19 protein-coding genes are annotated in these 25,265 nt (G+C 40.7%); 10 read left to right on the top strand and 9 right to left on the bottom strand.

Annotation, left to right across the window (positions count from 1 at the left end):
• Positions 1 to 22: 22 nt before the first annotated feature.
• Both dcaP and GO593_RS14410 read left to right on the top strand, forming a co-directional pair.
• Positions 23 to 1,339: an outer membrane trimeric porin-like protein DcaP gene (gene dcaP / locus GO593_RS14405; RefSeq protein WP_000733488.1), complete on the top strand. Its 1,317-nt coding sequence runs from the start codon at positions 23 to 25 to the stop codon at positions 1,337 to 1,339.
• An 18-nt stretch (positions 1,340 to 1,357) separates the two neighbouring features.
• Positions 1,358 to 2,575 (top strand): MFS transporter, encoded by a 1,218-nt coding sequence (locus tag GO593_RS14410; RefSeq protein WP_000411826.1) that lies wholly within the window; start codon positions 1,358 to 1,360, stop codon positions 2,573 to 2,575.
• A gap of 20 nt (positions 2,576 to 2,595) precedes the next feature.
• Here the strand turns inward: GO593_RS14410 and GO593_RS14415 are convergent, their stop codons facing one another.
• Positions 2,596 to 3,045, bottom strand: coding sequence for a PaaI family thioesterase (locus tag GO593_RS14415; protein WP_001984007.1), 450 nt, complete (start codon positions 3,043 to 3,045; stop codon positions 2,596 to 2,598).
• A 305-nt stretch (positions 3,046 to 3,350) separates the two neighbouring features.
• On the opposite strand from GO593_RS14415, the gene GO593_RS14420 reads away from it, so the two are divergent.
• A complete protein-coding gene (locus tag GO593_RS14420) occupies positions 3,351 to 5,153 on the top strand; it encodes an acyl-CoA dehydrogenase C-terminal domain-containing protein (RefSeq protein WP_001131922.1) in 1,803 nt (600 codons plus the stop codon).
• 196 nt (positions 5,154 to 5,349) lie between these two features.
• The gene (locus tag GO593_RS14425) at positions 5,350 to 6,153 is read left to right on the top strand and encodes a thioesterase family protein (protein ID WP_000995505.1); all 804 of its coding nucleotides are present in this window, start codon (positions 5,350 to 5,352) and stop codon (positions 6,151 to 6,153) included.
• A gap of 60 nt (positions 6,154 to 6,213) precedes the next feature.
• On the opposite strand, the gene GO593_RS14430 is transcribed toward GO593_RS14425, so the two are convergent.
• Entirely contained in the window at positions 6,214 to 9,696 is a 3,483-nt protein-coding gene (locus GO593_RS14430; protein ID WP_001017554.1) for an indolepyruvate ferredoxin oxidoreductase family protein, read from the bottom strand.
• A 204-nt stretch (positions 9,697 to 9,900) separates the two neighbouring features.
• Here GO593_RS14430 and GO593_RS14435 point away from each other — a divergent pair, with 204 nt between their 5' ends.
• Positions 9,901 to 10,842: a LysR family transcriptional regulator gene (locus GO593_RS14435; protein WP_001230727.1), complete on the top strand. Its 942-nt coding sequence runs from the start codon at positions 9,901 to 9,903 to the stop codon at positions 10,840 to 10,842.
• 250 nt (positions 10,843 to 11,092) lie between these two features.
• Here the strand turns inward: GO593_RS14435 and GO593_RS14440 are convergent, their stop codons facing one another.
• The 5 genes from GO593_RS14440 to GO593_RS14460 are packed head-to-tail and all read right to left on the bottom strand — an operon-like array spanning position 11,093 to position 17,606.
• Positions 11,093 to 11,995 carry a hydroxymethylglutaryl-CoA lyase gene (locus GO593_RS14440; RefSeq protein WP_001288898.1) on the bottom strand — a complete coding sequence of 301 codons (903 nt, stop codon included), beginning with the start codon at positions 11,993 to 11,995 and terminating at the stop codon, positions 11,093 to 11,095.
• Positions 11,992 to 13,983 carry an acetyl/propionyl/methylcrotonyl-CoA carboxylase subunit alpha gene (locus GO593_RS14445; protein ID WP_000461799.1) on the bottom strand — a complete coding sequence of 664 codons (1,992 nt, stop codon included), beginning with the start codon at positions 13,981 to 13,983 and terminating at the stop codon, positions 11,992 to 11,994. The genes GO593_RS14440 and GO593_RS14445 overlap by 4 nt, the downstream gene beginning before the upstream one ends.
• Before the next feature lie 11 nt (positions 13,984 to 13,994).
• Positions 13,995 to 14,798, bottom strand: coding sequence for an enoyl-CoA hydratase/isomerase family protein (locus GO593_RS14450; RefSeq protein ID WP_000121724.1), 804 nt, complete (start codon positions 14,796 to 14,798; stop codon positions 13,995 to 13,997).
• 9 nt (positions 14,799 to 14,807) lie between these two features.
• On the bottom strand, positions 14,808 to 16,409 hold the full coding sequence (locus GO593_RS14455; protein WP_001072760.1) for a carboxyl transferase domain-containing protein: 1,602 nt from the start codon (positions 16,407 to 16,409) through the stop codon (positions 14,808 to 14,810).
• A 24-nt stretch (positions 16,410 to 16,433) separates the two neighbouring features.
• A complete protein-coding gene (locus GO593_RS14460; RefSeq protein ID WP_001053637.1) occupies positions 16,434 to 17,606 on the bottom strand; it encodes an isovaleryl-CoA dehydrogenase in 1,173 nt (390 codons plus the stop codon).
• A gap of 144 nt (positions 17,607 to 17,750) precedes the next feature.
• Here GO593_RS14460 and GO593_RS14465 point away from each other — a divergent pair, with 144 nt between their 5' ends.
• From GO593_RS14465 to GO593_RS14480, 4 genes are all read left to right on the top strand, one after another.
• On the top strand, positions 17,751 to 18,368 hold the full coding sequence (locus tag GO593_RS14465; RefSeq protein ID WP_000120692.1) for a TetR/AcrR family transcriptional regulator: 618 nt from the start codon (positions 17,751 to 17,753) through the stop codon (positions 18,366 to 18,368).
• A 111-nt stretch (positions 18,369 to 18,479) separates the two neighbouring features.
• Positions 18,480 to 20,174, top strand: a complete 1,695-nt coding sequence (locus tag GO593_RS14470) for an AMP-binding protein (protein ID WP_001183739.1) — start codon at positions 18,480 to 18,482, stop codon at positions 20,172 to 20,174.
• A gap of 70 nt (positions 20,175 to 20,244) precedes the next feature.
• Positions 20,245 to 20,916: a class I SAM-dependent methyltransferase gene (locus tag GO593_RS14475; RefSeq protein WP_001029913.1), complete on the top strand. Its 672-nt coding sequence runs from the start codon at positions 20,245 to 20,247 to the stop codon at positions 20,914 to 20,916.
• Between the two features lie 244 nt (positions 20,917 to 21,160).
• Positions 21,161 to 22,444, top strand: coding sequence for a DcaP family trimeric outer membrane transporter (locus GO593_RS14480; RefSeq protein WP_100223337.1), 1,284 nt, complete (start codon positions 21,161 to 21,163; stop codon positions 22,442 to 22,444).
• Between the two features lie 45 nt (positions 22,445 to 22,489).
• Here GO593_RS14480 and GO593_RS14485 read toward each other — a convergent pair whose 3' ends face one another.
• A complete protein-coding gene (locus GO593_RS14485; protein ID WP_000781122.1) occupies positions 22,490 to 23,728 on the bottom strand; it encodes an SGNH/GDSL hydrolase family protein in 1,239 nt (412 codons plus the stop codon).
• 111 nt (positions 23,729 to 23,839) lie between these two features.
• Here GO593_RS14485 and GO593_RS14490 point away from each other — a divergent pair, with 111 nt between their 5' ends.
• A complete protein-coding gene (locus GO593_RS14490) occupies positions 23,840 to 24,745 on the top strand; it encodes a LysR family transcriptional regulator (RefSeq protein ID WP_000119777.1) in 906 nt (301 codons plus the stop codon).
• 1 nt (position 24,746) lies between these two features.
• Here the strand turns inward: GO593_RS14490 and GO593_RS14495 are convergent, their stop codons facing one another.
• A complete protein-coding gene (locus GO593_RS14495; RefSeq protein WP_001984002.1) occupies positions 24,747 to 25,037 on the bottom strand; it encodes a hypothetical protein in 291 nt (96 codons plus the stop codon).
• Between the last annotated feature and the right edge of the window lie 228 nt (positions 25,038 to 25,265).

The following is a 25,265-nucleotide window of genomic DNA, read 5'->3' on the forward strand; positions in this document are numbered from 1 at the left end:
ACGCTTCTTTAAGGATTAAAAGATGAAAAAATTAATTTTAGCTGCAGCTTGTGCTGCGGCTTCAGGGACTATTTTTGCAAATTCTTCAGATACGACAGAACAAAGAATTAATTTGCTAGAAACTGAGCTGCAAAAATTAAAAGCAGAACTTGCTGCTCAGAAACAAACTCAAAATAATTTACAGGTCAAACAGGTTAAGATCGAAGAGAACATTGAAAAAACTAAAGCAACGGTAACAGAAAAGCCAGTTGCTCCTTCATGGGTCACTTGGACGGATAATGTTAAGGTTTACGGTATTGCCCGTATTGATGCAGCGGTCGATTTTAAATCATCGCCTGATTCGGGTGGTAGAACGACCAGCAGCCTGTACCGAACACCTTTTGAAAGTGAAAAACGTTCAAACCATGCACGCTCTGATGCCATGATTAATGCAAGCCGATTAGGCGTTTATTTTAATAGCCCAAATAAAGCGGTTACAGGGAATATCGAGGCCGATTTCTTTGATAGTTCTAACATGGGAACGGGGGATGGTAAATTCCGCATCCGTCATGCATTTTTTACCTATAAAGACTGGACCTTTGGTCAAACATGGTCACTCATGTCTAACATGGAAACCCGTACAGAAGCTGTTGATTACACCCAATTTGTGGGAACCTCTTATACGCGTACTCCTCAAATTCGCTATGACTGGAAAATTGATGCCAATAATGATTTAAAAGTAGCTTTGGAATATACAGGTTCGAGAGTATCGGCATTTCCAACTTTAACGGGTCGCTATACCTTTAAACAAGGTCCTTTAACGGCACTTGCTCAAGGCTTTATTAATGAAAAGTCTACAGATGTCGCAACTGCCACGGTGAAGAAAGTAAGTTGGGGTGCTGGAGGCGGCTTAAAATATCAACTCACGCCACAACAATCAGTACAAGCAAATTATCAATATATTGTCGGTGATCAAAAATTTATGCCGTATACCACCCAAAGTGGGTTGGCAAATTCAACAAGTTTAAATGCCGCGGGTGATTTCTCATTAAACGAAGACAAAACAGATTTGGTTATGAATAAGTTGAATAGCATCAATATTGGTTATTCATATAAATTTAATGAGCAATGGCGTGCAAACTTATCGGCTTCAATGTTTGATTATGACGACGACACGGCATATGCCAAACTCAACCCAGATGCTAATAAACGCTTAACGGACTACGCAGCTAACGTCTTTTATTCACCGATTGAGCAAATGGATATTGGGATGGAATATCACCAAGGCAAACGAGAAGTGTTTGACGGCAGAACCGCTGATGTATCACGTGTAAACTTTGTTTCGATGTATAAATTTTAAAATAGGGCGTAGTTAAAAATGGAAAAAATAGTTGAGCCCAATGCAGAAAATATACTGTCAAAAAGCTTTATTTTTATCATGGCAATGACATGTGGAATTTGTGCGGGTTCAAACTATTATAACCAGCCCTTAATCTATTCGATTGCTGAAGCATTAAAAGTTAATGCCGACCAAGTTGCTTTAACTATTGTGATTAGCCAACTGTCATATGCAGTTGGCCTTTTTATATTGGTTCCCTTAGGCGACTTTTTTGAAAAGCGTAGTTATATTTGCTTGCTCATGTGTTGTACGGGGCTTGCACAAGTAGGACTATCCTTAAGTCAAACCTTGCCAGCTTTATATGGCTTTACCTTTTTAGCCACATTCTTTTCGATTGCGACTCAAGTTTTGGTTCCTTTTGCCGCAGGTTTAGCCAGCCCGAAAAAAAGCCCTCAAGTTGTAGGCACTCTCATGAGTGGTTTGTTCTTGGGAATATTATTGGCACGCTCTATTGCAGGCTTACTTTCTACAGTTTGGTCTTGGCATGCGGTTTATTTAATTAGCGGAATTGTCATTTTGGTGTTTGCTTGGGTAATGTGGGTAAAGTTACCAGTTGCGCGTAAGTCTCACCAACTTAATATTCTACAGATTTATGGTTCACTATTTTCATTAGCTGTTCATCAGCCTCATTTACTACGCCGTGGTTTGGCAGGGGGAATTGGCTTTGGTATTTTGGCTCTTATTTTTACTACCATGACTTTTATTTTGGCGAATGAGCCTTATCACTTTAACGATTTCCAGATTGGTTTATTTGGAATAGTGGGCTTGGCCGGTGTATTTGCGACCCCATGGGCAGGTAAGAAAATTGCAGCAGGTCTTGAAAATAAAATTGCAGTGATTTGCATGGGGTTATTAATGAGTGCATGGATACCCCTATTTTTTGCGCAGCAGTCTCTGGTTGCCTACGCTGTTGGTGTGATTATGGCGTACTTCGGTTTATCAGCATTTCATGTGCTTAACCAAAATTTGGTCTATCGAATTTCGGCCGAGGCACGCTCCCGTATTAATTCAATTTATATGACCTTATATTTTGGCGGAGCCGCCTTAGGTTCTTTTATTGCGGTGTATGCTTGGAAACATTGGGGATGGGAAGCATGTGCAGCCTTAGGTTTAGCGATGGCAATGTTAAGTTTCGTGATTGATCGCTTAGATTTTTATGAAATGAACAAGATAGCAAAGCAAGAAAAAGCTCCATAAATAGGAGCTTAGATATTTTATTATTTGCGAATAATCATTAAGGTTGCCGAAGCAAAAGCATACACTTTGCCGTTCTCATCTACGATTTTACCTTGGGTACTAATAATATTGCGGCCCGCATTGATCAACTCGGCCGTCGCATAGTAAGACGTATCAACCTGCATGGGGCGGATCATTTTTACATTTAAATCAATGGTTCCATAGCCGACACCATGTTCAAGTAAAGTGTGAGCTGCACTGCCAGTTGCTGTATCTAAAGCTGTGGCGCAAAAGCCGCCGTGTACACCACCTTGAATATTTCTATGTTCTTTGCGGGGAGTAACTTTATAAGTTGCTTTACCTTCAGAAACTTCAACGAGTTCCATTGGTATAGTGTGAGCCATAGGTGATGGAGAAACTTCACCATTTTTTAAAGCGGTTAAAAATTCAAGACCTGTGTATTTCGGGCTTTCCATAAATCGTCCTTGCATGATTAAGCAATCTAATCACCATACTATAAATTGATTTTTTACGGAATAAAATTTTGCAATACAAAATATAAATTTATTCTAGTTAAACAAGACTAATTAATTTTTATCTTATATTTTTTTTTGAAAACATATATTTATATTTTATCTCTATGGCTAAGTTAGAATAATTTTATTAAACTAGTGAAAATATATTTTGCTATAAGAAATTTTTTGATATTTTGGTGAGATTGAAACAATAAAAAGTCCATTTTAAGGAAAAACGATATCTGCCCATGACATAGGCAGTGAAGTGAAAGGAAAAAACTATGCCTTTATACAAAGCTCCATTACGTGATATGCAATTTGTACTGCATGAAATGCTTCAAACAGAACAAAACTATCAAGGTTTAAGAAAATATCAGGAAAGCGTAAATCGAGAATTAATTGATCAATATTTAGAAGCAGCAGCAGATTTTTGTGAAAATGAGTTGGCACCGATTAACCAAAATGGTGATCAGGAAGGCTGTCATTTAAATCAAGGCGTAGTCACAACCCCGAAAGGGTTTAAAGAAGCCTACCAAAAATATGCCGAGCTTGGTTTTACTTCATTAACAGCCGATCCGGAATATGGTGGGCAGGGCTTGCCGACATTGCTGCGGATTGCGATTTCTGAAATGTTATGTGGTTCTAATTGGGCTTGGGCAATGTATCCGGGATTGTCACATGGCGCAATGAGAACGATTGAGCATCATGGGACCGAGCAACAAAAACAAAAGTTTTTGACTAAACTCATTAGCGGTGTTTGGACCGGAACGATGTGTTTAACCGAATCACATGCAGGCTCAGACCTTGGGTTAATTAGAACGAAAGCAGAACCAAATCCGGACGGTAGCTACTCCATTACAGGTGAAAAGATTTTTATCTCGGCGGGTGAGCATGATCTTTCTGAAAATATTATTCATATTGTTTTAGCCCGTTTGCCTCACGCACCTGCAGGGACCAAAGGTATTTCTTTATTTATTGTGCCTAAATTTAATGTGAGTGACGACGGTCAGGTGCTGGACCGTAATAAAGTCGTCTGTAGCGCGATTGAACATAAAATGGGGATTCATGGCAATGCCACCTGTGTACTGAATTTTGATGGCGCAAAAGGTTACTTAATTGGCCCTGAAAATCGCGGGCTCAATAGTATGTTTACCTTTATGAATACCGCACGTATTGGAACGGCAGTACAAGGGCTTGCTGCTTCTGAAATTTCATTTCAAGGCTCATTAAGTTATGCCAAAGAGCGCCTCGCTATGCGTTCGTTATCCGGTCCTAAATATCCTGACAAAAATGCCGATCCAATTATTGTGCATCCCGCTGTACGTTCAATGTTAATGACACAAAAAGCTTTTTCCGAAGGTGGTCGTGCGCTGGCTTATTTTCTGGCTCAGCATGTCGATATTGTCGAAAGCTCAAACGATCAGGAACAGCAAAAACACTCCGACGAATTACTGGCTTTTTTAACGCCAATTGCTAAGGCCTTTTTAACAGAGTCGGGTAATGAGTCTGCAAAGCATGGCGTTCAAGTATTTGGCGGCCACGGCTTTATTGTTGAGCATGGTATGGAGCAAATTGTACGTGATGCACGTATCTCAACCTTGTATGAAGGAACAACAGAGATTCAGTCTCTAGATCTGCTGGCACGTAAAGTCCTCAAGTCGGAAGGCAAACTTTTAAAGAACATGACTGATTTAATTGAGCAGTTTATTAGCCAGCACCAATTCAATGAAGTGCTGAAACCTTATCTAGAAAAATTAGCTGAGCTTAAGCAGCAATGGCTGTCACTGACCAAATCGATTGCAGAGAAAGCCAAGCACAACCCTGAAGAAATAGGAGCCGCTTCAGTAGATTATCTTTATTTTTCCAGTTACGTTGTGTTCGCGTATTTGTGGGCTCGAATGGCACAAGTTGCCCATGAAAAATTAGAATCGGGTACACAAGAGGAAGATTTTTATAAAGCAAAATTAACGACAGCTAAGTTTTTCTATCAAAAGCTTTTGCATCGTACACAGAGTCATGCTGCTTCTATTGAGTCTGGAGCTGAATCTGTGATGGAGCTCGATCAAGATGCTTTTGCTTTTTAGTGAATGGTAAGTTCTAGAATCGCTGGGTGAAATTGACATGCGAAATTTTACCTAGTGATTAAATTTGTAATTTTAGACTCATTAGTTTTTGGTAGGAAAAACCAGTTGAGCCAAAGAAATAGAGGGTTAACATAAGCATTAAAACGTGAATTTTCATCAAATATTGAAGTTGTATAAGGACTAAGGAAAGAAAATCATGAATGCTTATTATCAATTACTGAATAGAACAATTGGTCCTCAAGGTGAAGTGATTGCTCATTATTGCTCAACTGTTCATGCACAAGGTGCTTGGAACCCTCATGAACAGCATATGGCGCCTGCAAGTGGTGTCATCGCAGTAGAGTTAGAACAGTTTTCACCGCGACAAGATATGCGAATTGGCCGAATTAGTTTTGATATTTTTGGATTAATTGCATTTGGTGAATTTACGATTAAGACCCATGTCATTCGTGCCGGTAAAACGATTGAATTGATTGAAGCAGAACTACAAGCACAAGGTAAAACTTGTATTGTGGCTAGAGCGTGGCGCATGTGCACTCAAGACAGTTCCGAGATTGCGGGGCTTGAAGATCAACCAATTCATCATCCCGATACCTTTACTGAGTGGTCGGGCATGAAAAGATGGCCGGGTGGTTTTATCCAGACATTAGTCACTAAAACTAATGATCAGCATCGCGCGGGCAAAGGCATTGTTTGGCTAAACAATGACAAAGAAATGGTTGAAGGGCAGCCGACCACAGATTTTGCGCATTTAATTGGCATGGTAGATGCGGCAAACGGCATTGTCCCAAGACAAGAAGGAGAATTTACTTGGGGCTTCCCAAATCTTGATTTACAAATCCACATGCACCGTTATCCGCAAGGGAAATGGCTAGGTTTGGAAACCGTTCAGCAATATGGTTCGGATGGCATTGGTTTAACCAGTGCAGTTTTACATGATGTGTATGGTCCATTTGGACGAAGCGAGCAGATTTTGACTTTACGTAAAATGACTAAATAAATTTTTGAGCCAATAAAAAGTCATCCCTAAGGATGACTTTTTTATTTTGAGATTTAATTTTTAGTTACGGACTTTTAGTAGTGTTGGGGTAAGTTCATCCCAACGTTGTTTTGCAGCGTCCATTGCTTTCATTTTGATATGTCCATAACCGCGGACTTCTGCCGGTAGTTTTGCAATTTGTTCAGCAACTGCCAAGTTATGATTGTCTGGTGCTTCAACAAGTGCTTCAACAAATGCGATGTAACGGTCACGCCAAGCTTGTTCGTGTTGACGTTCTTCTTGACGTGCAAATGGGTCAAGGAAAGTTTCACGAAGCCATTGTAAACGAGCAAGCATCATCATTGGGAAGCGCATCCAGTAACCAAACGCACGTTTACGGACATTTTTCAGGCCACCAAGTAATGCTGGCGGAGCAAGATGATACGTTAAACGTAAGCCTTTACCGAATTGGGTTTCGATCGATTCTTTGAAGCTTTTACCTGTTAGTAGACGTGCAACTTCATATTCATCTTTATAAGCCATAACTCTATAAAGCTGAGTTGCAATCGTACCTGTTAACTCTTCTGGTAACTTTTTAGCTGCCAATTCTACAAGTGTGCGGTATTTAGCTGCATAAGCTTCATTCCAGTAGTCTGTTAGACGAGCAGAACGGTCTTCAACAAGTTCAGCCAAAGTTTGCGGAGTTTTAGTTTTTGGCATTGCTGCAAGTAAACGAGCAGCTAAAGTCGGGTCACTTGCAAGATGACAACCCACGCGGAAAGCTTCGATGTTCTTTTCAACAGCCGTACCATTTAGGCGAATTGCTTTTTCAATGCTTTCACGTAATAGCGGAATGCGACCAGATTGCCATGCCATACCGAGTAATAACTGGTTGGTATAAATTGAATCACCTAAGAGTAGTGTGGCAATGCGAGCCGCTGGTAGAGAAACCAGTTGACCTTGACGAACACGACCACGAAGACGATCAATTAAATCGGTAATAGGCGCATACCAGTCACGAGATTTAATAAACTCAGAAGTAGGAGTGCTGTCTTCATTCACAATGACTAGAGCATCTTCTTTTAAGCGCGAAAGGGCTGCACCACTACCAGCAACTACCGCATCTGCACCAATGAGTAATTCACATTGACCTGCTGGAATTTTGGTCGAAGAAATTTGCTCATCACTTGCTGCAAGTTGTACGTATGAATAAACCGTACCACCTTTTTGCGCAAGACCTGCCATATCCATAACACGTGTTGCTTTGCCTTCTAGGTGAGCTGCCATACCAAGAAGTGCACCGATAGTCACAACACCCGTACCACCAATACCACCGACCATAATGCGACTTGGAACATCATATAACTGAGGAATAATTGGGGACGTTGGCCATCCTGCGCTAATACCTTCAAATTTAGCAGGACGTTTCATATCACGTGTATGAACAGTCACAAAGCTTGGGCAGAACCCTTCAGCACAAGTGAAGTCCTTATTACAACTACTTTGGTTAATTTGACGTTTAGTGCCTAAAGCTGTTTCTACTGGCTCAATAGATAAACAGTTTGATTTTTTAGAACAGTCGCCACAGCCTTCGCAAATATCGGTATTAATGAATAAACGTTCAGCTGGGTCAGGGTAAGCATCGCGTTTACGGCGACGGCGTTTTTCACTGGCACAGGTTTGTACATAAATTAAAGCAGTTACACCTGAAATTTCACGTAGCTCACGTTGAACTGCGTCAAGTTCATTACGGTGGCGAATTTCTACACCTGGTGCAATACCGTCTTCTTCATTTAACAGTTTGATTTCATCAGTCACAATGACTTGTTTTTTAATACCTTCGGCATCGAGCTGACGAGTTAATTGTGCAACGCTCAAATGACCATCTACATGCTGACCGCCTGTCATAGCGACTGCGTCGTTGTAAAGGATTTTGTAGGTGATATTGGTTTTTGCGGCGATAGATTGACGAATTGCCAAGTAACCTGAGTGGAAGTAAGTCCCATCACCAAGGTTAGCAAAAATGTGTTTTTCATTGGTAAAAGGTGATGCACCGACCCAGCTTACACCTTCACCACCCATTTGAGAGAATGTTTCGGTACCGCGGTCAAGCGAAACAGCAATATAGTGACAACCAATACCACCTAATGCACGGCTACCTTCAGGAACGACTGTTGATGAGTTATGTGGGCAACCACTGCAGAAATAAGGTTTACGTTCAGCAAGGTCAATAACACGTTTTGATTCTTGCTCTGCTTTTAGTAGTAAGTCGATTCTGCTTTGAATTTGTACTTTTAAGCTTTCTGGAATATCTAGTTTTAAGAAGCGAGCAGCCAGCATTTTTGCAATCGGTTCAGGCTGGTACTCATAGTGACCAATGAGTGGTGCTTCTTCAATAGAGGTACTCCATTCACCTTTGCCGTCAGTTGCTTTACCAATGACACGAGGACGTTGGTCATCAGGAAGTGAGTAAAGCTCATCTTTAATTTGTGTTTCAAGAATTGGACGTTTTTCTTCAATAACGATCAACTCTTCTAAACCTTTGGCAAATTCACGAATACCTTGTGGTTCTAAAGGCCAAATCAGACCAACTTGATAAACACGTAGCCCAAGCTGTTGGGCTGTTTCATCTTCAATTCCTAAAATACGTAGGGCTTCAATGGTATCTAAATAACCTTTACCACTTGCAGCAATACCAATACGGGCATTTTCACAAGGCCATGTTACGGTATTGATTTTATTCGCACGGGCATAGGCCAAAACAGCAGGTAAGCGATATTTATAAAGACGTTCTTCTTGTTGGATGCCATGATCTGGCCAACGAATGTTAACGCCACCCTCTGGGAAATTAACATCTTCTGGTATAACAGGAGTGACACGGTCTAAGTCGACATGAACTGAAGCGGAAGTTTCTACAATTTCACTGACTAGCTTCATTGAAGTCCAAAGACCAGAAAAACGTGAAACTGCGATGGCGTGAACACCAAAGTCTAAAATTTGTTGAACGGATGTTGGGTAGAAAATTGGAATACCGCAACCAATCATGACATGTTCAGACTGGTGGGGAACTGTAGAAGATTTGCATGAGTGGTCATCACCAAATAAAGCAACAACACCACCACGTTCAGAGGTACCAGCTAAGTTAGCATGGCGGAGTACATCGCCTGAACGGTCAACACCCGGGCCTTTACCATACCACCATGAAGACACTCCATCATATTTGCCTTGACCTGAAAGATTTGCTTGTTGTGTACCCCAGATTGCGGTAGCAGCCAAGTCTTCGTTTACACCAGGTTGAAATACGACATTATGGGATTTGAGTAACCCTTCAACTTGCCAAAGGAAATTATCATAGTTACCAATAGGGGAGCCACGATAACCAGAAATAAAACCAGCAGTATGATAACCATTGATCGCGTCACGGCGAGTTTGGGCAAGAGGCAACCGAACAAGTGCCTGAATGCCGGTCATAAATGCTGTACCGTTATCACTTACATATTTATCTTCAAGTGACACATCCTTTGTTGCAATAATATTTGGAGTGACTTTTGTAGCTATATTCATTTATATCTCCTTAGAATTTTTAGTAGCTCGGACTACTTTCTTTTTTCAACATCCAGTTGAATATTTGGAGCAAGTGACATACGAAATAAAAAAGATCGGTTCCTCTTCTTAAAAAAGAATTAGTGCCAATGTATGTACATTTAGTCATTGTGGTTGATCTAAACTGGTGCAACAATCCGTAATTTAGGAAAAGATATTTACGTTATGCGCAAAAATCTCGATGGTGGACTTTTGCATGCAATGCATGCATTCCTGAAAGTGATTGATAGCGGGAGTTTCACAGCAGCAGCTGAGCAGATGGATCTGACCACAGCACAGGTTTCACGTCTTATCAGCGAGCTAGAAACACGCTTAGGTACAAAATTAATACAACGCTCAACGCGCCAGCAGGCACTGACCGATATTGGTGCGACTTATGCAGAGCGTTGTCGGCAAGTTATTTCAATGGTGGATGAAGCAGAGGCAGAAGTCACCGGAACGGCATCTAAACCCAAAGGTCGTTTACGTGTATTAAGTATGGGAAGCTTTGGGCATCATTATGTTTTCCCTGTCATGGCCGAGTTTTGTAAGCATTATCCCGAATTAACCGTGGAATATACGACCTCACAATACGTTCCAGACTTGTTGGCAAAAGGGGTGGATGTCAGTCTTTATCTCACTGAATCATTAACAGATTCTCGTTTTGTGGCACGTAGAATTGGCACTATTTTTTCTGTTTTATGTGCTTCACCTGCGTATCTAGAAAAACATGGTGTTCCTAAGTCTCCAGAAGACTTAAAAAATCATGCCTGTTTACGCTTGGTAAACCCGTCTATTACACCAGATTGGCATTTGTTAAATGCCAATGGTGAGTCTTATCAAATCGACATTGGGGGGCAACTCATTGCAGATAACCCTGAGTTATTACTAGATGTGGTACAACAAGATATGGGTGTCGCGTTATTGCCAATGTTTTCGGCTTTAGACGCGGTTCAAAATGGAAGATTATGTCATATCTTGCCAGAGTGGCGTTCGCCCGATATCGGAGTTTATACCTTATTGCCTTCACGCCATTTTATTGATGCCAAAACACGCGCATGGTTGGATTGGGTAGAAGAATATATTTCTCCAAGAATTGAAATGGATGCATCTTATTTTTATAAATAATGAGATAAATTTTTTAAGGATTACAATTGAAAAAGGGTGAAGAATAATACGGATTAGAATAAAAATAGGGTAGAAAATGCTTCTTTTTAAAGAGGCATTTAATACAGAGATGAACGATAAATTTTAAAAAATTGCATGAGGGATTGAATCCCAATTCCTGAACAGAATGAGATAAAGATGAGATAGGATGATCTGGTACTTGGCCTAATATTCAGCTTTATACCAGATGCTGAGCTATTTTAATTTATGACTATGCACACTTAGTTTGCCAATACGCATTTGCATAATTCGACAAGCTTTTTCGGTTTAATACATTGCTAATATTTTGGCTGGCTTGCATCAATTTTTCTAAATTAATGCCAGTTTCAAAACCCATGTGTGACAGCAAATAAAACAAATCTTCGGTTGATACATTGCCAGAGGCGCCTTTGGCATAAGGGCAACCTCCAAGTCCTGCAAGAGACGAATCAAAAACACGAATACCTTGCTGTAAAGACTGATAAATATTGGCAATTGCCATGCCATAGGTGTTGTGGAAATGCCCAGCTAATACCTTGCTATCGAGTTCAGCAAGGCAGGCTTGCCATACCTTTTGAACGCGATCTGGTGTTGCGGTGCCAATGGTTTCACCTAAAGACACTTCATAGCAGCCCATGTCATAGAGTCGTTTAACCACTTTCACCACTTGCTCAGGTGCAATTGCGCCTTCATAAGGACAATCGACAATACAAGAGACATAGCCGCGTACACGGATGTTATGTGCTTTTGCTGCGTTCAGGACATCGCTAAACTTTTCAAAGCTTTCGTCGATTGAACAGTTGATATTTTTACGGGTAAAACTTTCAGAAGCTGCGGTAAACACCGCAACCTCTTTGCATCCTACCGCTTGAGCAGTTTCAAAACCTTTAATATTTGGAGTAAGCAGGCTAAATTGCACATCGGTTGTTTGGGGTAATAACTTAAATAGCTCGTCACTTTGGGCCATTTGCGGTACCCATTTTGCCGAAACGCATGAACCGACTTCAATTGATTTTAGGCCTGCACTGATTAGATCGTTAATGAAGTTTAAGCGTTGTTCGACAGTTAAAGCCTGCTTTTCATTTTGGAGGCCGTCTCTGGGACCGACCTCCACGATTTTGACAAACTCACTCATGCAACTTCCTCCTGTGCAGGCTGAAATTCCACAAGCTCATCGCCAGCTTTGACCTGATCACCGACTTGGAAATAGGAATCTACAATCACGCCATCTTTAGGGGCACGGATGGTATATTCCATTTTCATGGCTTCAAGCGTCATTAAAATATCGTCTTTCTTCACGCTATGATTTGCACTGACTAGCACTTGAGTGACCACACCCGGCATTGGGGCTTTTAAGTGACCTTCATCGGCTTGGCTATCTGCTTGATTAAAGTCTTGGCGGATATAAGCAAACTTATAGCTTTGACCATTTTGGAACAAGGTAATGCCTTGCTGACTTTGGTTAAAAGGTAGCTTTTGCTGAGTCTCACCAATTTGAACAGAGGCAGTATGTGCATCAAGCAATTGACCTGAAATTGGGTAGCTTTGACCGTTATATTCTGCGGTGAAGCCATCTTCATTTGAGGCAAATTTAATTTGAATATTTTGGTTTAAATAATTCAGTTTAATGCTGTGCTGATAAGCAATATTTAAACGCCAAAGTGGCTGAGCTTGCCAAAGCTGTTTTTGGCTTGAGCTGTTGTTATTCAGTTTGCTTAAAAACTCAATAAATGCCGCTGCTACCACCAGTTCCGGTTTAATTTCTTCAGGACTAAACAAGAAGTTTTGTTCACGTTGAATCAGGTTGGTATCAAGCTTGGCTTGTTTAAAAGACTCACTGCGTACAATTTTTTCAAGAAAGGCAATGTTGTTACCTAAGCCATCCACATGGAATTGGCTTAAAGCATTTTGCATTTGAATAAGTGCAGCTTCACGATTTTTACCCCATACAATCAGTTTGGCAATCATTGGGTCGTAATAGGTTGTGATTTCATCGCCTTCAACAATACCGCTGTCTACACGCACATATTGGTTTTGCGTTGGGTAATGCAAATAGTCAATTTTACCGATTGCAGGTAAAAAGCCTTTTTCAGGTTCTTCGGCGTAAATACGTGCTTCAAGCGCATGGCCGTGAATTTTTAATTCGTTTTGTAGTTTAGGTAAAGGTTCACCATAAGCCACACGAAGTTGCCACTCGACCAAGTCTTCACCTGTAATCATTTCGGTGACAGGGTGTTCGACTTGTAAACGGGTATTCATTTCCATGAAATACGCCGTTCCATCTTGTTCTACAATAAACTCAACTGTACCAGCACCGACATAATTTACCGCACGTGCAGCATCAATTGCAGCTTGGCGCATTGCATCGAGCTTCTCGCTTGGCATTTGTGGAGCAGGGGCTTCTTCTAACACTTTTTGGTGACGGCGTTGTACCGAACAATCACGTTCAAACAAATGTACATAGTTGCCATGTGTATCGCCAAACACTTGCACTTCAATATGGCGCGGTTGAATCACATAACGCTCAATCAAGACATCATCATTACCAAAGCTGGATTTGGCTTCACGTTTACAAGAGGCTAAGGCATGCAGAAAATCTTCACTGCGTTCAACCAGACTCATGCCTTTACCACCGCCGCCCGCACTGGCTTTAATTAAAACAGGATAGCCAATTCGGTCTGCCTGTTGTTTTAAAAAGTCGGCATCTTGGTTGGTTCCGTGATAACCCGGTGTTAAAGGAACACCTGCTTTTTCCATTAAAGCTTTCGAGGTCGCTTTTAAGCCCATCGCTAAAATGGCATCCACTGGCGGGCCAATAAAGCAAATGTTGTGTTGTTGGCAAGCGAGTGCGAACTGGTCGTTTTCAGAAAGGAAGCCATAGCCCGGATGAACCGCTTGGCTGCCTGTATCAATCGCTGCTTGTATAATACGGTCAACCTGTAAATAACTTTGTGTTGCAGGGGACTGACCAATATAAACCGCTTCATCTGCAAGTTTGACGTGTTGTGCATTTGCGTCTGCATCTGAGTAAACGGCAACCGTTCTAATACCTAATTTTTTAGCTGTACGAATTACGCGGCAGGCAATCTCGCCACGGTTCGCAATTAAAATCTTTTCAAACATGATGATCGTCCTTAATTGTTGTTATTCGAGTTAGAAACCCAAGCAGGCTGTTGTTTATTTAAAAAGGCACTTAGACCTTCTTTTGCCTCACTGCCTTGACGAACTTGAGCAATATGATGTGCTGTCTGTTGCAGCAAGTCATTGCTCATGGTCTGGTTGCTCACCATTTGAATGAGTTGTTTTGAGGCCGCTTGGGCATGCGGGCCACCGAGTAATAGAGCATCAATAATTTCTTGAACTTTTTTATCTAAGTCTTCAGCATCTGCTACTTCGTGTGCTAAACCAATTTGTTTGGCTTCACGTGCTGAAATCCGCTCGGCAGTTAAAAAGTAACGAGAGGCTTGTCTTGCACCAATCGCACGAATCACATAGGGACTAATGGTAGATGGAGCAAGTCCTAAACGAACCTCAGAAGTTGCAAACTTGGCATCAGTGCTGGCAATGCAAATATCACATGCCGATGCTAAGCCCATACCGCCGCCAAAGGCAATGCCATGCACGCGAGCAATAGTCGGTTGTTTAAGTGTTGCAAGTGCATCAAGCATTTGCGCAAGTTTTAATGCATCTGCTTCATTTTCTGCTGAAGATGCTTGACCTGCCTGTTTCATCCAGTTGAGGTCGGCACCTGCCGAAAAGCTTTTACCGCGACCAGCTAAAACCACAACACGAATGTCATCACGAGTATTAATTTGCTTAAAGCAAGTATGCAATTCTTCAATGACTGTCGTATTAAAAGCATTGTGCAATTCAGGGCGGTTCAGCCAAACATAGGCAACCTGACCTTGTTGTTCGAGTTGTAAAAATTGATAGCTCATATACACCTCTTACATGCGGAACACGCCAAATTTGGTTGGCTGGATTGGAGCATTCATGGCCGCAGCCAAACTTAAACCAAGTACCTGACGAGTTTGCGCTGGGTCAATGACACCGTCGTCCCAAAGGCGGGCAGAAGCATAGTATGGATGGCCTTGGCGCTCGTATTGTTCACGAATTGGTTGTTTAAATTCGTCTTCTTCTTGCGCTGACCACTCGGCACCTTTTTGCTCAATTTGATCACGTTTTAAAGTTGAGAGTACGCTTGCTGCTTGTTCGCCGCCCATCACTGAAATACGAGAGTTCGGCCATGTCCATAAAAAGCGTGGTGAATAAGCGCGGCCACACATACCGTAGTTACCTGCACCAAATGAACCACCAATAATCAGCGTGAGTTTTGGTACATTTGCAGTGGCAACTGCCATCACCAGTTTAGCGCCGTGTTTGGCAATCCCTTCATTTTCATACTGGCGACCAACCATAAAGCCAGTGATGTTTTGTATAAATAACAATGGAATATTGCGCTGTGTGCACAGTTCAATAAAGTGCGCGCCTTTTTGAGCAGACTCGGAAAATAAAATTCCGTTATTGGCAATAATCCCGACTGGCATGCCGTAGAGAGAAGCGAAACCCGTTACAAGTGTTGAGCCAAAGCGGGCTTTAAACTCGTCAAAGCGAGAGCCGTCTACAATACGTGCAATGACTTCACGCACATCGAAAGGTTTACGCGCATCACTTGGCACCACGCCATAGAGTTCTGATGCATCAAATAATGGTTCATCAATTTGCTTATTTAACTCATTTGGCTTTTTATTTAAGTTAGCAACAATGTTTCGTGCAATCGCAATGGCATGTTCATCATTTTCAGCTAAGTGGTCAGCTACACCTGAAAGACGTGTGTGTACATCGCCACCGCCTAAATCTTCACTGCTTACCACTTCGCCAGTTGCAGCTTTTACCAGAGGAGGACCACCTAAGAAAATCGTACCTTGATTACGTACAATAATGGTTTCATCAGACATCGCTGGTACATACGCACCACCTGCGGTACAGCTACCCATTACCACGGCAATTTGGGCAATACCTAGGCTCGACATGCGTGCCTGATTATAGAAAATACGCCCAAAGTGATCACGGTCTGGGAAAACTTCATCTTGCATTGGTAAATAGGCACCGCCTGAATCTACTAAATAAATACAAGGCAAGTGATTTTGTTCAGCAATTTCTTGTGCGCGTAAATGCTTTTTAACCGTAAGTGGGTAATACGTTCCACCTTTAACCGTTGCATCGTTTGCAACGATCATGCAAGTGATGCCGTTGACCTGACCAATACCCGCAATCACACCCGCAGCAGGAACATCATCTTCATAAACGTTGTACGCTGCCAGTTGACCAATTTCTAAAAATGCCGTGCCGACATCAATCAGTTGATCAATACGTTCACGGGGTAAAAGCTTACCTCGAGCCAAATGTTTTTGACGGGCATTTTCACCACCGCCTAAAGCAATACGCTGGGCAACTTGTTTGAGATCTGTGACCAATGTTTGCATGGCTTGCTGGTTTGTTTTGAAGTCTTCACTTCGAACATTAATCTTGCTTTGTAATTGGTTCATAAGATGCGTCCTTATTTATAATTATTATTTGGTTTCATTGAAGAGTTCGCGGCCAATCAACATACGGCGAATTTCAGAAGTTCCCGCACCAATTTCATAAAGTTTTGCATCACGCCATAAACGGCCAGCAGGGAATTCATTGATATAACCGTTGCCACCTAAAGTTTGAATTGCTTCACCCGCCATCCATGTTGCTTTTTCGGCAGCATATAAAATGGCACTTGCAGCATCTTTACGTAGGCTGCGGTCATGGTCAGCTTTGTCACAGGCAGCACCAACCGCATAAACGAGAGCTTTACATGCCAACCAAGTTGAATACATATCGGCAAGTTTGCCTTGCATAAGCTGGAATTCACCTAAAGCCTGACCAAACTGTTCACGTTGATGTAAGTATGGGATTACCACATCTAAACAAGCATCCATAATGCCTAAAGGTCCGGCACTTAAAACTGCTCGTTCATAGTCCAAACCACTCATGAGTACTTTAACCCCGTTACCCACACCACCAAGTACGTTTTCAGCAGGGACTTCTACATTGTCAAAGAATAGGGGGTAAGTGTTAGAGCCGCGCATACCGAGTTTGTCTAAGTGGTTGCCGTGACTAAAGCCTTTCATGTCTTTTTCAATCAAGAATGCGGTCATGCCTTTCGGGCCAGCTTGTGGATCAGTTTTAGCGTAAACGACCAGTACATCTGCATCACCGCCGTTAGTAATCCACATTTTTGAACCGTTTAAAACAAAGTGATCACCTTTTTGCTCTGCGCGTAATTTCATGCTGACGACATCGGAACCGGCATTCGGCTCAGACATGGCAAGGGCACCAACGTATTCACCGGAAATTAATTTTGGTAAATACTTTTGTTTCTGCTGCTCGTTACCGTTACGGTTAATCTGGTTTACACATAAATTAGAATGAGCACCATAAGAAAGACCAATGGCTGCCGAAGCACGGGAAATTTCTTGCATGGCAATAATATGAGCTAAATAACCCATATTGGCACCGCCATATTCTTCAGAAACCGTCATACCTAAAAGGCCCATATCTCCGAATTTTTTCCAGAGATGTGCAGGGAATTTGTTGTCTTGATCAACTTGTTGGGCAATTGGTGCAATTTCCTTTGCACAAAATGCGGCTACCGAATCTTGAAGCGCAATTAAAGTTTCATCTAGACCGAAATTCAAGCTGCGTAGGTTCATGATATTTTCATCCTATTGGTTATATTTGTTGTCCATAAAATATTTTGTGGGTATTTGATAATTACCATACAATGATTTTTTGAAAAAGTGAATACAGATTCATAAAATGATTTACAATTCATTTTATTTGTTAGAGAATAAATTATGAGCTATAAACGATCATCTTTAATGCAAGAGCGGATGGAACAAAATCGAAAATCGATTTTGAGTTCAGCCAGAAAAATAATTTCAGAGGGAGGGTTCAAAGACGCACAAATACAAACAATTGCAGAGCAAGCGGGTGTATCAAGTGGTCTGGTTTATCGCTACTTCGATAATAAAAGCCAAGTGCTAATAGAAGTTTTGTCTGATGCCATTAATACAGAACTATTGGTGATTGAATCGATTACCGAAAGTGACTTATCGGCAAAGCAGAAATTACACAAGGCGGTGGCAACCTTTGTAAAACGGGCACTCAATAGTCCTCAGCTTGCATATTCACTCATGTTTGAACCTGTCGATTCAACGGTTGAACATGAGCGTTTTCGTGTGAAGCAATTGATTAAACAAAGTATTAAAAAAATACTTGCGGATGGAAATGCAAGTGGTGAGTTTGTCTTGGATGATTTAAACACAGCAGCACTTTGTGTAGTCGGTGCTATGACTTATGTGGTGGTTGAACCCCTAGACCCAGCTCAAAATACAAAGTTTGATCATGCGCATAAAGACTATTTTTCAAAACAGATTGCTGACTTTTGTGTGGATGCTGTGCAGAAAAAATAGGGCATATAAAGGATAAAACAACACAAAATAAGTAGTGTGGAAAAGTAGTTGCAGTAACAACAATTAGATCAGGTAAGAAGAGAATTACAAAGAATCAAGGAGAATGATTCAATGCAACAAGAACGGTTAAGCTACGCCTCGGGACCAAGTACACAACCCTTATTGGGTATGACCATTGGTGAACAATTTGATCAGGCCTGTCAGCAATATGCTGAAAAGGAAGCGATTGTCAGTTTTCATCAAAACAGACGATTAACCTATAAAGCTTTACAGGATGAAGTAAACGCTTTTGCTTGTAGCCTATTAAAATTGGGATTAAAAAAAGGAGACCGATTAGCGATTTGGTCACCTAACTGTGTGGAATGGACCATCACGCAGTTTGCAGCTTTTAAAGCAGGGATTATTTTAGTCAATCTAAATACAGCTTATAAAAGTCATGAGCTTGAATATGTGTTGAATAAGGTCTCATGCAAAGGATTGATTATTGCTTCTCAATTTAAAACGACGGATTATCAAGAATTACTCACAAAAATTGCTCCTGAGTTAACCACCTGTACAGATAAAGTGCTCAGTTCAGAGCGACTGCCACATTTAAAATTTGTCATTAAAATTGATGACCAACAACATACCGGTATTTATCGTTTTAGTGATTTACTAACCACACCAACTTCTGAACAGCTAGAACAATTAAAACAATTAGCCAGACAGCTCCAGTTTGATGAAACTATTAATATCCAATTTACCTCAGGTACAACAGGTAACCCGAAAGGGACCATGTTAACCCATCATAATATTTTAAATAATGGTTATTTTGTCGGTGAAGGCATTCGTTTAACTCCTCAAGATAAAGTCTGTATTTCTGTGCCATTGTTCCATTGTTTTGGCATGGTGATGGGGAATCTGGCGTGTGTGACGCATGGGGCAACCATGGTCTATCCATCTGCTGTATTTAATCCTTTGGAAACTTTAAAAGCGATTCATCAAGAACGTTGTACGGCAGCTTATGGCGTACCAACCATGTTTATTGCAACCTTAGAGCATGAACAGTTTAATGATTTTGATCTGTCGAGCTTAAGAACAGGCATTATGGCAGGTAGTCCTTGTCCACGTGAAATTATGCAACGTGTTATAGACCGAATGCATATGTCTGAAATCACCATTTGTTATGGCATGACCGAAACCTCGCCAGTGAGTGTACAAAGCTCGGTAAACGATTCGATTGATAAGCGAGTAAGCACAGTTGGGCATGTCCATCCACATGTTGAAATTAAAATTGTCGATTTAGAAGGGCAAATTGTTCCGCAAGGGACTTTGGGTGAGCTATGCGTCCGTGGTTATTCAGTGATGGCTGGTTATTGGGGTGAAGAGGAAAAGACCCGTGAAGTGATTGATGCGGCTGGCTGGATGCATACGGGTGACATTGCCGAGATGGATCAAGACGGTTTTATTAAAATTAAAGGCCGTATTAAAGATGTCGTGATTCGTGGTGGGGAAAACCTCTTTCCAAAAGAGATTGAAGACTTTTTATATACTCATCCAGACGTAAGCGATGTACAGGTGATTGGCTTGCCAGATGCGAAATATGGTGAGGAACTTTGTGCATGCATTATTCTGCATGAGCATCACCAAGTCGATGAAGACAGCATCCGCCAATTTTGCAAAGAACACATTTCACACAACAAAGTGCCGCGTTATGTCCGATTCTTTAATGAGTTTCCAATGACTGCTTCTGGCAAAGCCCAAAAGTTTAAATTGCAGGAAATTATGCGAGCTGAACTTAATTTAACGGGAAATGTCTTTGACTAAATAAGTCAAAAGCTCGGTCAAAGTGCAACAAAGGAAAATCGAAATACGGTTTAAATAGAGGACACGCAAAATGGCAAAAGACTTTAATAGCCCTAAAGTAGTCGAAGGATATGATGTGCATATTCGTAAATTAATTCCGGGCTATGAAGTGATCCACCAACAGGTGGATGCCATTTTGCAGTCGGTGTTGCCACCAGATGCTCATATCTTAATTGTGGGCTGTGGTACGGGTTACGAACTCGAATATTTACTTAAAAGACATCCAAACTGGCAATTCACAGCGGTTGATCCATCTTTAACCATGCTGCAAAAAGCTCAGGAGCAGGTGGAGATTTTAGGTAAATCTACCCAAGTCACTTTTGTTCACGGTGAAACTTCAGCTTTACCTCTCGAGAGTTGCTTTGATGCTGCACTTTCTATTCTCGTGGCTCATTTTATTGCAGATGACATAAAACCAGCCTTCTTTAAGGATATTTATGATCGCTTAAAAGAAAAGGCGCCTTTACTTACCTATGACCTCATGACTTGTGTAAATCCACAACAGCTTCAAGCATTACGTTATTTGTGTTTGGCTCAAGGGTTAACAGAAGAACAATGTCAAAAAATGTTGGAGCGTATGGCGGAGGACTTTTTTAGTTTAACGACTGAAGGATATATAAAGCTTTTGGAAAAGACAGGCTTTGAAAGCGTACAGCCATATACGCAAATTTTGACTTATCAAGGGTTTATTGCAAAAAAATAATACTATTGGGGAATATAAATAAGGGTTTAAAACTGAATATTCTCAATGTGGAAGAGAATATAAAAAATGGAAAATTAAAAAGTTGCTTTTGCTGCACTAGGGAGGGTGGATCTAAAAAATATAAGGGAACGTCTTTCTTGTGAAAGAAAGGCAAATTTTCAAGGATCTATTTTAGATAGGTACATAACAAAAAGGATGTCGAGACTTTTAAGACTACTTAAAAGGTCTAAAGGAAAATTTCATGATGAAAATTTTAAATACAACGGTTCAAAAAAGCTTGTTGGCAGTTTCTGTGACTCTGCTTATGTCTTCTGCTTTTGCAGGCCAAGTAAACCCTGAAATAGAGCAACTTCGCCAAGAAATAAAAGAACTACGAGCTATGCTACAAACTAATATGGAGGCTCAAAAATCTTTAGCTCAAAAAAGAGTAGAACAAGCTGCTCCTGTAGTTACTCAAGCTCCACAACCTATACAGCAAACATTAACTAAATCTGGTGCAGAATTTAACTTATACGGTTATATACGAGCAGATGCTTCTTATCAAATTAAGGGTGCATCTACGATGTATAACAATATTAGTGGCGTTCCTCTTGAAAATACGCCAGAAGAATCTGCACAGAAAGACCAGTTGCACAGTACGGTTTATGTGACCCGCTTCGGATTGAATTTTAAAACACCTACCGCCATTGGTGATGTGGGCGGAAAGTTAGAAATGGACTTTTTTGGGGCGGCTACACGTGATCAGTTTCGGATACGTCATGCCTATTTAACTTTTGATAAATGGCTTATTGGCCAAACATGGTCGACATTTATTGCCCCTGAATATTACCCAGAAACAATTGATGCGGGTACATTTGTAGGTAGTGCATTATTAAGATCGTCGCTTGTTCGCTATAGCGATAACTTAACGGCAAATACAAGTTTTGCAGTATCAGTTGAAGACCCGAAATATACTGCTGCAACAGATCCAGATAATAAAATGCGTTTACCTGCTTTAGTCGGACGTTTAAATCATAAATTTGCCCATGGTTCGATGCTTTCAGGCCGTAGTTTTGTTGCAGAAAAAAGAACTAACCATGATAGTGAGTGGGCGTGGGGTGTAGGCTTGGGCGGTAAATATCAAATTACCCCTGATACATTACTTAAAGCCGATTATTACCATGTCAAAGGTGATGGACGTTTCTTGCTATGGAGTAACAGTGGTTATGCAATAGACGATCAAAACAATATACATAGCAATGAATTTGACACGGTTTCTTTGGGTATCACTCATCAATTTACACCGCAAATTCGCTCGACTTTAGGCTATGGCTATATGAAGGCTAAAAATGATAACCGTTTTGCCGAATTACAGCGTACGAGTACCACCCAAAACAAACAGCTTTGGCAAGGTTGGGTGAATGCACTTTATAACCCATATAAGCCGATTACTTTGGGTATCGAATATGTTTATGGGGAACGTGAAACATTCGATAATCGTAACGGGATTGATAACCGCTTCAACATGATAGCAAGTTATGATTTTTAAATAAGTAGCCCCATCATGTGAAGATTTCATCTGATGGGGGAATCATTAATTTTTAATAATTTGATCTAAATCTACCAATTCTGCCATATGCTGATTGCCGCGATCATTAGGATGTAAATGATCTCCAGAATCATAAATTGGATTTAATCGATTGGGATGTTTTGGATCTTTTAAGCCTTCATCAAGATCAAGCACACCATCAAAGGTATGGCTAGTTCTTATCCAGTGGTTAATGCGCTGACGTAATTGATCTTTGTTGGGTTGATAATAATTATCTAAAGAGGTATTAGGCAAAGCACCAGAGAACGGAAGTAAGGTTGCACCAATCACCTGAATATTATGTTTATGGGCCTCACTTACAACACGTCGATAACCTTGAGTGAGCGCCTCAAAATAGGGTATTTGCTGTTTAGGTGCAAAAGCTGTACCGGGCCATGAAATGTCATTGATACCAACCAAAACAATTAAAGTTTTAACGCCTGAATATTGAAATATCTCACTGTTTAAACGTTTTAAAACGCTATCACCCATACCATCGGTAAGTAATCGATTTCCTGAAATACCACTATTAATCACTGCTACTTGGTGTGCTGATAAACGCTTCGCTAAAAAATCGGTCCATCTTGTATTTGCATCTAAGGTTGCAGTCGCCCCATCGGTAATTGAGTCTCCAACAACTGCAACTACATGAGCCTTTTGTTTGGGTTTTACCTCTATTGCAGACAGTAATAACCGTGCCGTCGTTGTTTTGGCATCGGTTGGCGTAGTGAAATTTGTTGTCTGATTTCCACTAATCAGCCAACTGGTTTGTTTGGCATCCCAATGAAATGTTTTAAACATTGTAGGCTTTTGAATAAAGCTATTCACCACTAATTGAGCATGATCGGGTACAGGCAACTGAATTGGATCACTTATGAGTTGTTTGCCAGGTAAAATTCTTGCTTTAAGTTGACCAGAAAAATAAACGGGATAGGTACTCTTAGATTTTAGAGTTACTGCATTCGCTAAACCAATCGTTGTTTGATCGATATAAAGTGGCTGTTTACCATATTGATTGGTAAAAACGAGCCGAACAGCTTCACCGCCCAAACTAATTTTGCTCATTTGTCTAATAGTCTGATTAGATACTTGCTCTGGAATGAGTGTTGGAAAAACGAAGTCTTTATTCCAGACTTTTTGAGGGCTCGCAGACCAAGTGGTAATCCATTGGCTGTTTTCTGCATCAGCTTGTGCAAAGCTCGTAAATAAAACCAAAGAAAATAGGGTAGCTTGATAAAGTTTCATCTCAAGAACTCTTTAAAACGAATTAAAGGTATGTTGAAACAAATTGATGCCTTGTTATAGCGGTCTAAGCGGAATAAGATCTGTGAATACAATTCATAAATAAATTTCGCTATGTCTTATTTTGATATCAATCGTTCTGGCGAGTTGGCAATTTTTATACGGGTGGTCGAGCTTGGAAGTTTTTCAGCGGTAGCAAGAGCGTGTAACATGACGCCTTCTGCCGTAAGCAAGTTAATTTCTCGTTTAGAAAAAAGACTGGGTGTCAGGTTACTCAATCGTTCAACACGTCAGTTTCAGCTTACCAATGAAGGATGCCAGTTTTATGAGCTAGGCATTCAAATACTCAATGACTTAGACGAACTGGAACAAGCGGTTACTGCAAATCATATACCGAAAGGGCGAATTAGAATCCATACCAGTTTTTCATATTGGACACACTTTTTATTGCCATGCATTAGTTTGTTTAATCAACGTTACCCGGAAATTGAATTAGAAGCTCATTTGAGTGATGAAGTAATTAATTTGGTTGAACAAAGAATTGATGTTGCGATTCGAACAGGACCTTTGAAAAGCTCCAATTTGGTGGCCCGCTCGCTTGGCAGTACTTATAAACAGTATGTTTGCTCACCTGTATATATTGAAAAGTACGGTCGCCCCGAACATCCAGATGAACTACATGAACATCAGCTTTTAGATGTAAGTTATCAACGCCAGAACAAAACCTGGTTATTTAAAAAAGCAACTCAGGAAATCAGCCTTACCCCCTCTAAAGTTTTAAAAGTAAACCATGGCGAAGCAATTTTACAGTTGGCACTGGCAGGTGCTGGCATTGCTCAACTAAATGAATTCCAGATTCGAAATGCTTTACAGCAAAAACAACTCGTCAAAATTCTTGAAGATTGGAATATTCATGCTTCTGAAGAATTTCATGCTGTCTGGATTGGCCATGATAAGTATGTTCCTAATCGCGTACGTACATTCTTGGATTTTTTGGTAGAGCATGCCTCTATAAATTAGTTTAGTGTTTGCTCGCACTCAATTGGCACTGCTGCATTGTTTGATTCATGGTTTCTACAAAGTTCATTTTTGCATCAATATTTTGCAAACTTAATTTTGGTAAACTTTCTACAAATTGAGGTGAATAATGCTGCTCTAAAGAATTATAAATACAATTACACGCTGAAAGGTCATGTCCGGCCCATACACAACGCGTATTAAATTCATTTTTACTCATTGGCCTGCACCCCATCAAATTTAAAACACCTATTGTCAGAAGGCTCACCAAAACAAAACGATAGAGAAAAAACATTCTTGTTACTCTTCATGGGTTGTTGTTATCGTTAAGTGATGTTGATAGAAGTTTTAATCTTTATGTGATTTTGAATACATAAAACTTCTGCCCCAATCTTGTATGTCAAGATGGGTACACAAAAAGATTAAGTAAAAATTTTTCGAACTCTATAGTAGCTAGTTCTTTTAAACAGAGGATGAGAAAGAACTCTAAGAAATGACTGCTTGAGTAAAAGAGGTTGAATGT

It is taken from the genome of Acinetobacter baumannii (genome assembly GCF_009759685.1).
GTDB lineage: Bacteria > Pseudomonadota > Gammaproteobacteria > Pseudomonadales > Moraxellaceae > Acinetobacter > Acinetobacter baumannii.

What these genes read in the sequence shown, in the direction of transcription:
- dcaP (WP_000733488.1), top strand. Translation starts at nt 23, where the DNA reads ATGAAAAAATTAATTTTAGCTGCAGCTTGTGCTGCGGCTTCAGGGACT.
- GO593_RS14410 (WP_000411826.1), top strand. Translation starts at nt 1,358, where the DNA reads ATGGAAAAAATAGTTGAGCCCAATGCAGAAAATATACTGTCAAAAAGC.
- GO593_RS14415 (WP_001984007.1), bottom strand. Translation starts at nt 3,045, where the DNA reads ATGCAAGGACGATTTATGGAAAGCCCGAAATACACAGGTCTTGAATTT.
- GO593_RS14420 (WP_001131922.1), top strand. Translation starts at nt 3,351, where the DNA reads ATGCCTTTATACAAAGCTCCATTACGTGATATGCAATTTGTACTGCAT.
- GO593_RS14425 (WP_000995505.1), top strand. Translation starts at nt 5,350, where the DNA reads ATGAATGCTTATTATCAATTACTGAATAGAACAATTGGTCCTCAAGGT.
- GO593_RS14430 (WP_001017554.1), bottom strand. Translation starts at nt 9,696, where the DNA reads ATGAATATAGCTACAAAAGTCACTCCAAATATTATTGCAACAAAGGAT.
- GO593_RS14435 (WP_001230727.1), top strand. Translation starts at nt 9,901, where the DNA reads ATGCGCAAAAATCTCGATGGTGGACTTTTGCATGCAATGCATGCATTC.
- GO593_RS14440 (WP_001288898.1), bottom strand. Translation starts at nt 11,995, where the DNA reads ATGAGTGAGTTTGTCAAAATCGTGGAGGTCGGTCCCAGAGACGGCCTC.
- GO593_RS14445 (WP_000461799.1), bottom strand. Translation starts at nt 13,983, where the DNA reads ATGTTTGAAAAGATTTTAATTGCGAACCGTGGCGAGATTGCCTGCCGC.
- GO593_RS14450 (WP_000121724.1), bottom strand. Translation starts at nt 14,798, where the DNA reads ATGAGCTATCAATTTTTACAACTCGAACAACAAGGTCAGGTTGCCTAT.
- GO593_RS14455 (WP_001072760.1), bottom strand. Translation starts at nt 16,409, where the DNA reads ATGAACCAATTACAAAGCAAGATTAATGTTCGAAGTGAAGACTTCAAA.
- GO593_RS14460 (WP_001053637.1), bottom strand. Translation starts at nt 17,606, where the DNA reads ATGAACCTACGCAGCTTGAATTTCGGTCTAGATGAAACTTTAATTGCG.
- GO593_RS14465 (WP_000120692.1), top strand. Translation starts at nt 17,751, where the DNA reads ATGAGCTATAAACGATCATCTTTAATGCAAGAGCGGATGGAACAAAAT.
- GO593_RS14470 (WP_001183739.1), top strand. Translation starts at nt 18,480, where the DNA reads ATGCAACAAGAACGGTTAAGCTACGCCTCGGGACCAAGTACACAACCC.
- GO593_RS14475 (WP_001029913.1), top strand. Translation starts at nt 20,245, where the DNA reads ATGGCAAAAGACTTTAATAGCCCTAAAGTAGTCGAAGGATATGATGTG.
- GO593_RS14480 (WP_100223337.1), top strand. Translation starts at nt 21,161, where the DNA reads ATGAAAATTTTAAATACAACGGTTCAAAAAAGCTTGTTGGCAGTTTCT.
- GO593_RS14485 (WP_000781122.1), bottom strand. Translation starts at nt 23,728, where the DNA reads ATGAAACTTTATCAAGCTACCCTATTTTCTTTGGTTTTATTTACGAGC.
- GO593_RS14490 (WP_000119777.1), top strand. Translation starts at nt 23,840, where the DNA reads ATGTCTTATTTTGATATCAATCGTTCTGGCGAGTTGGCAATTTTTATA.
- GO593_RS14495 (WP_001984002.1), bottom strand. Translation starts at nt 25,037, where the DNA reads ATGTTTTTTCTCTATCGTTTTGTTTTGGTGAGCCTTCTGACAATAGGT.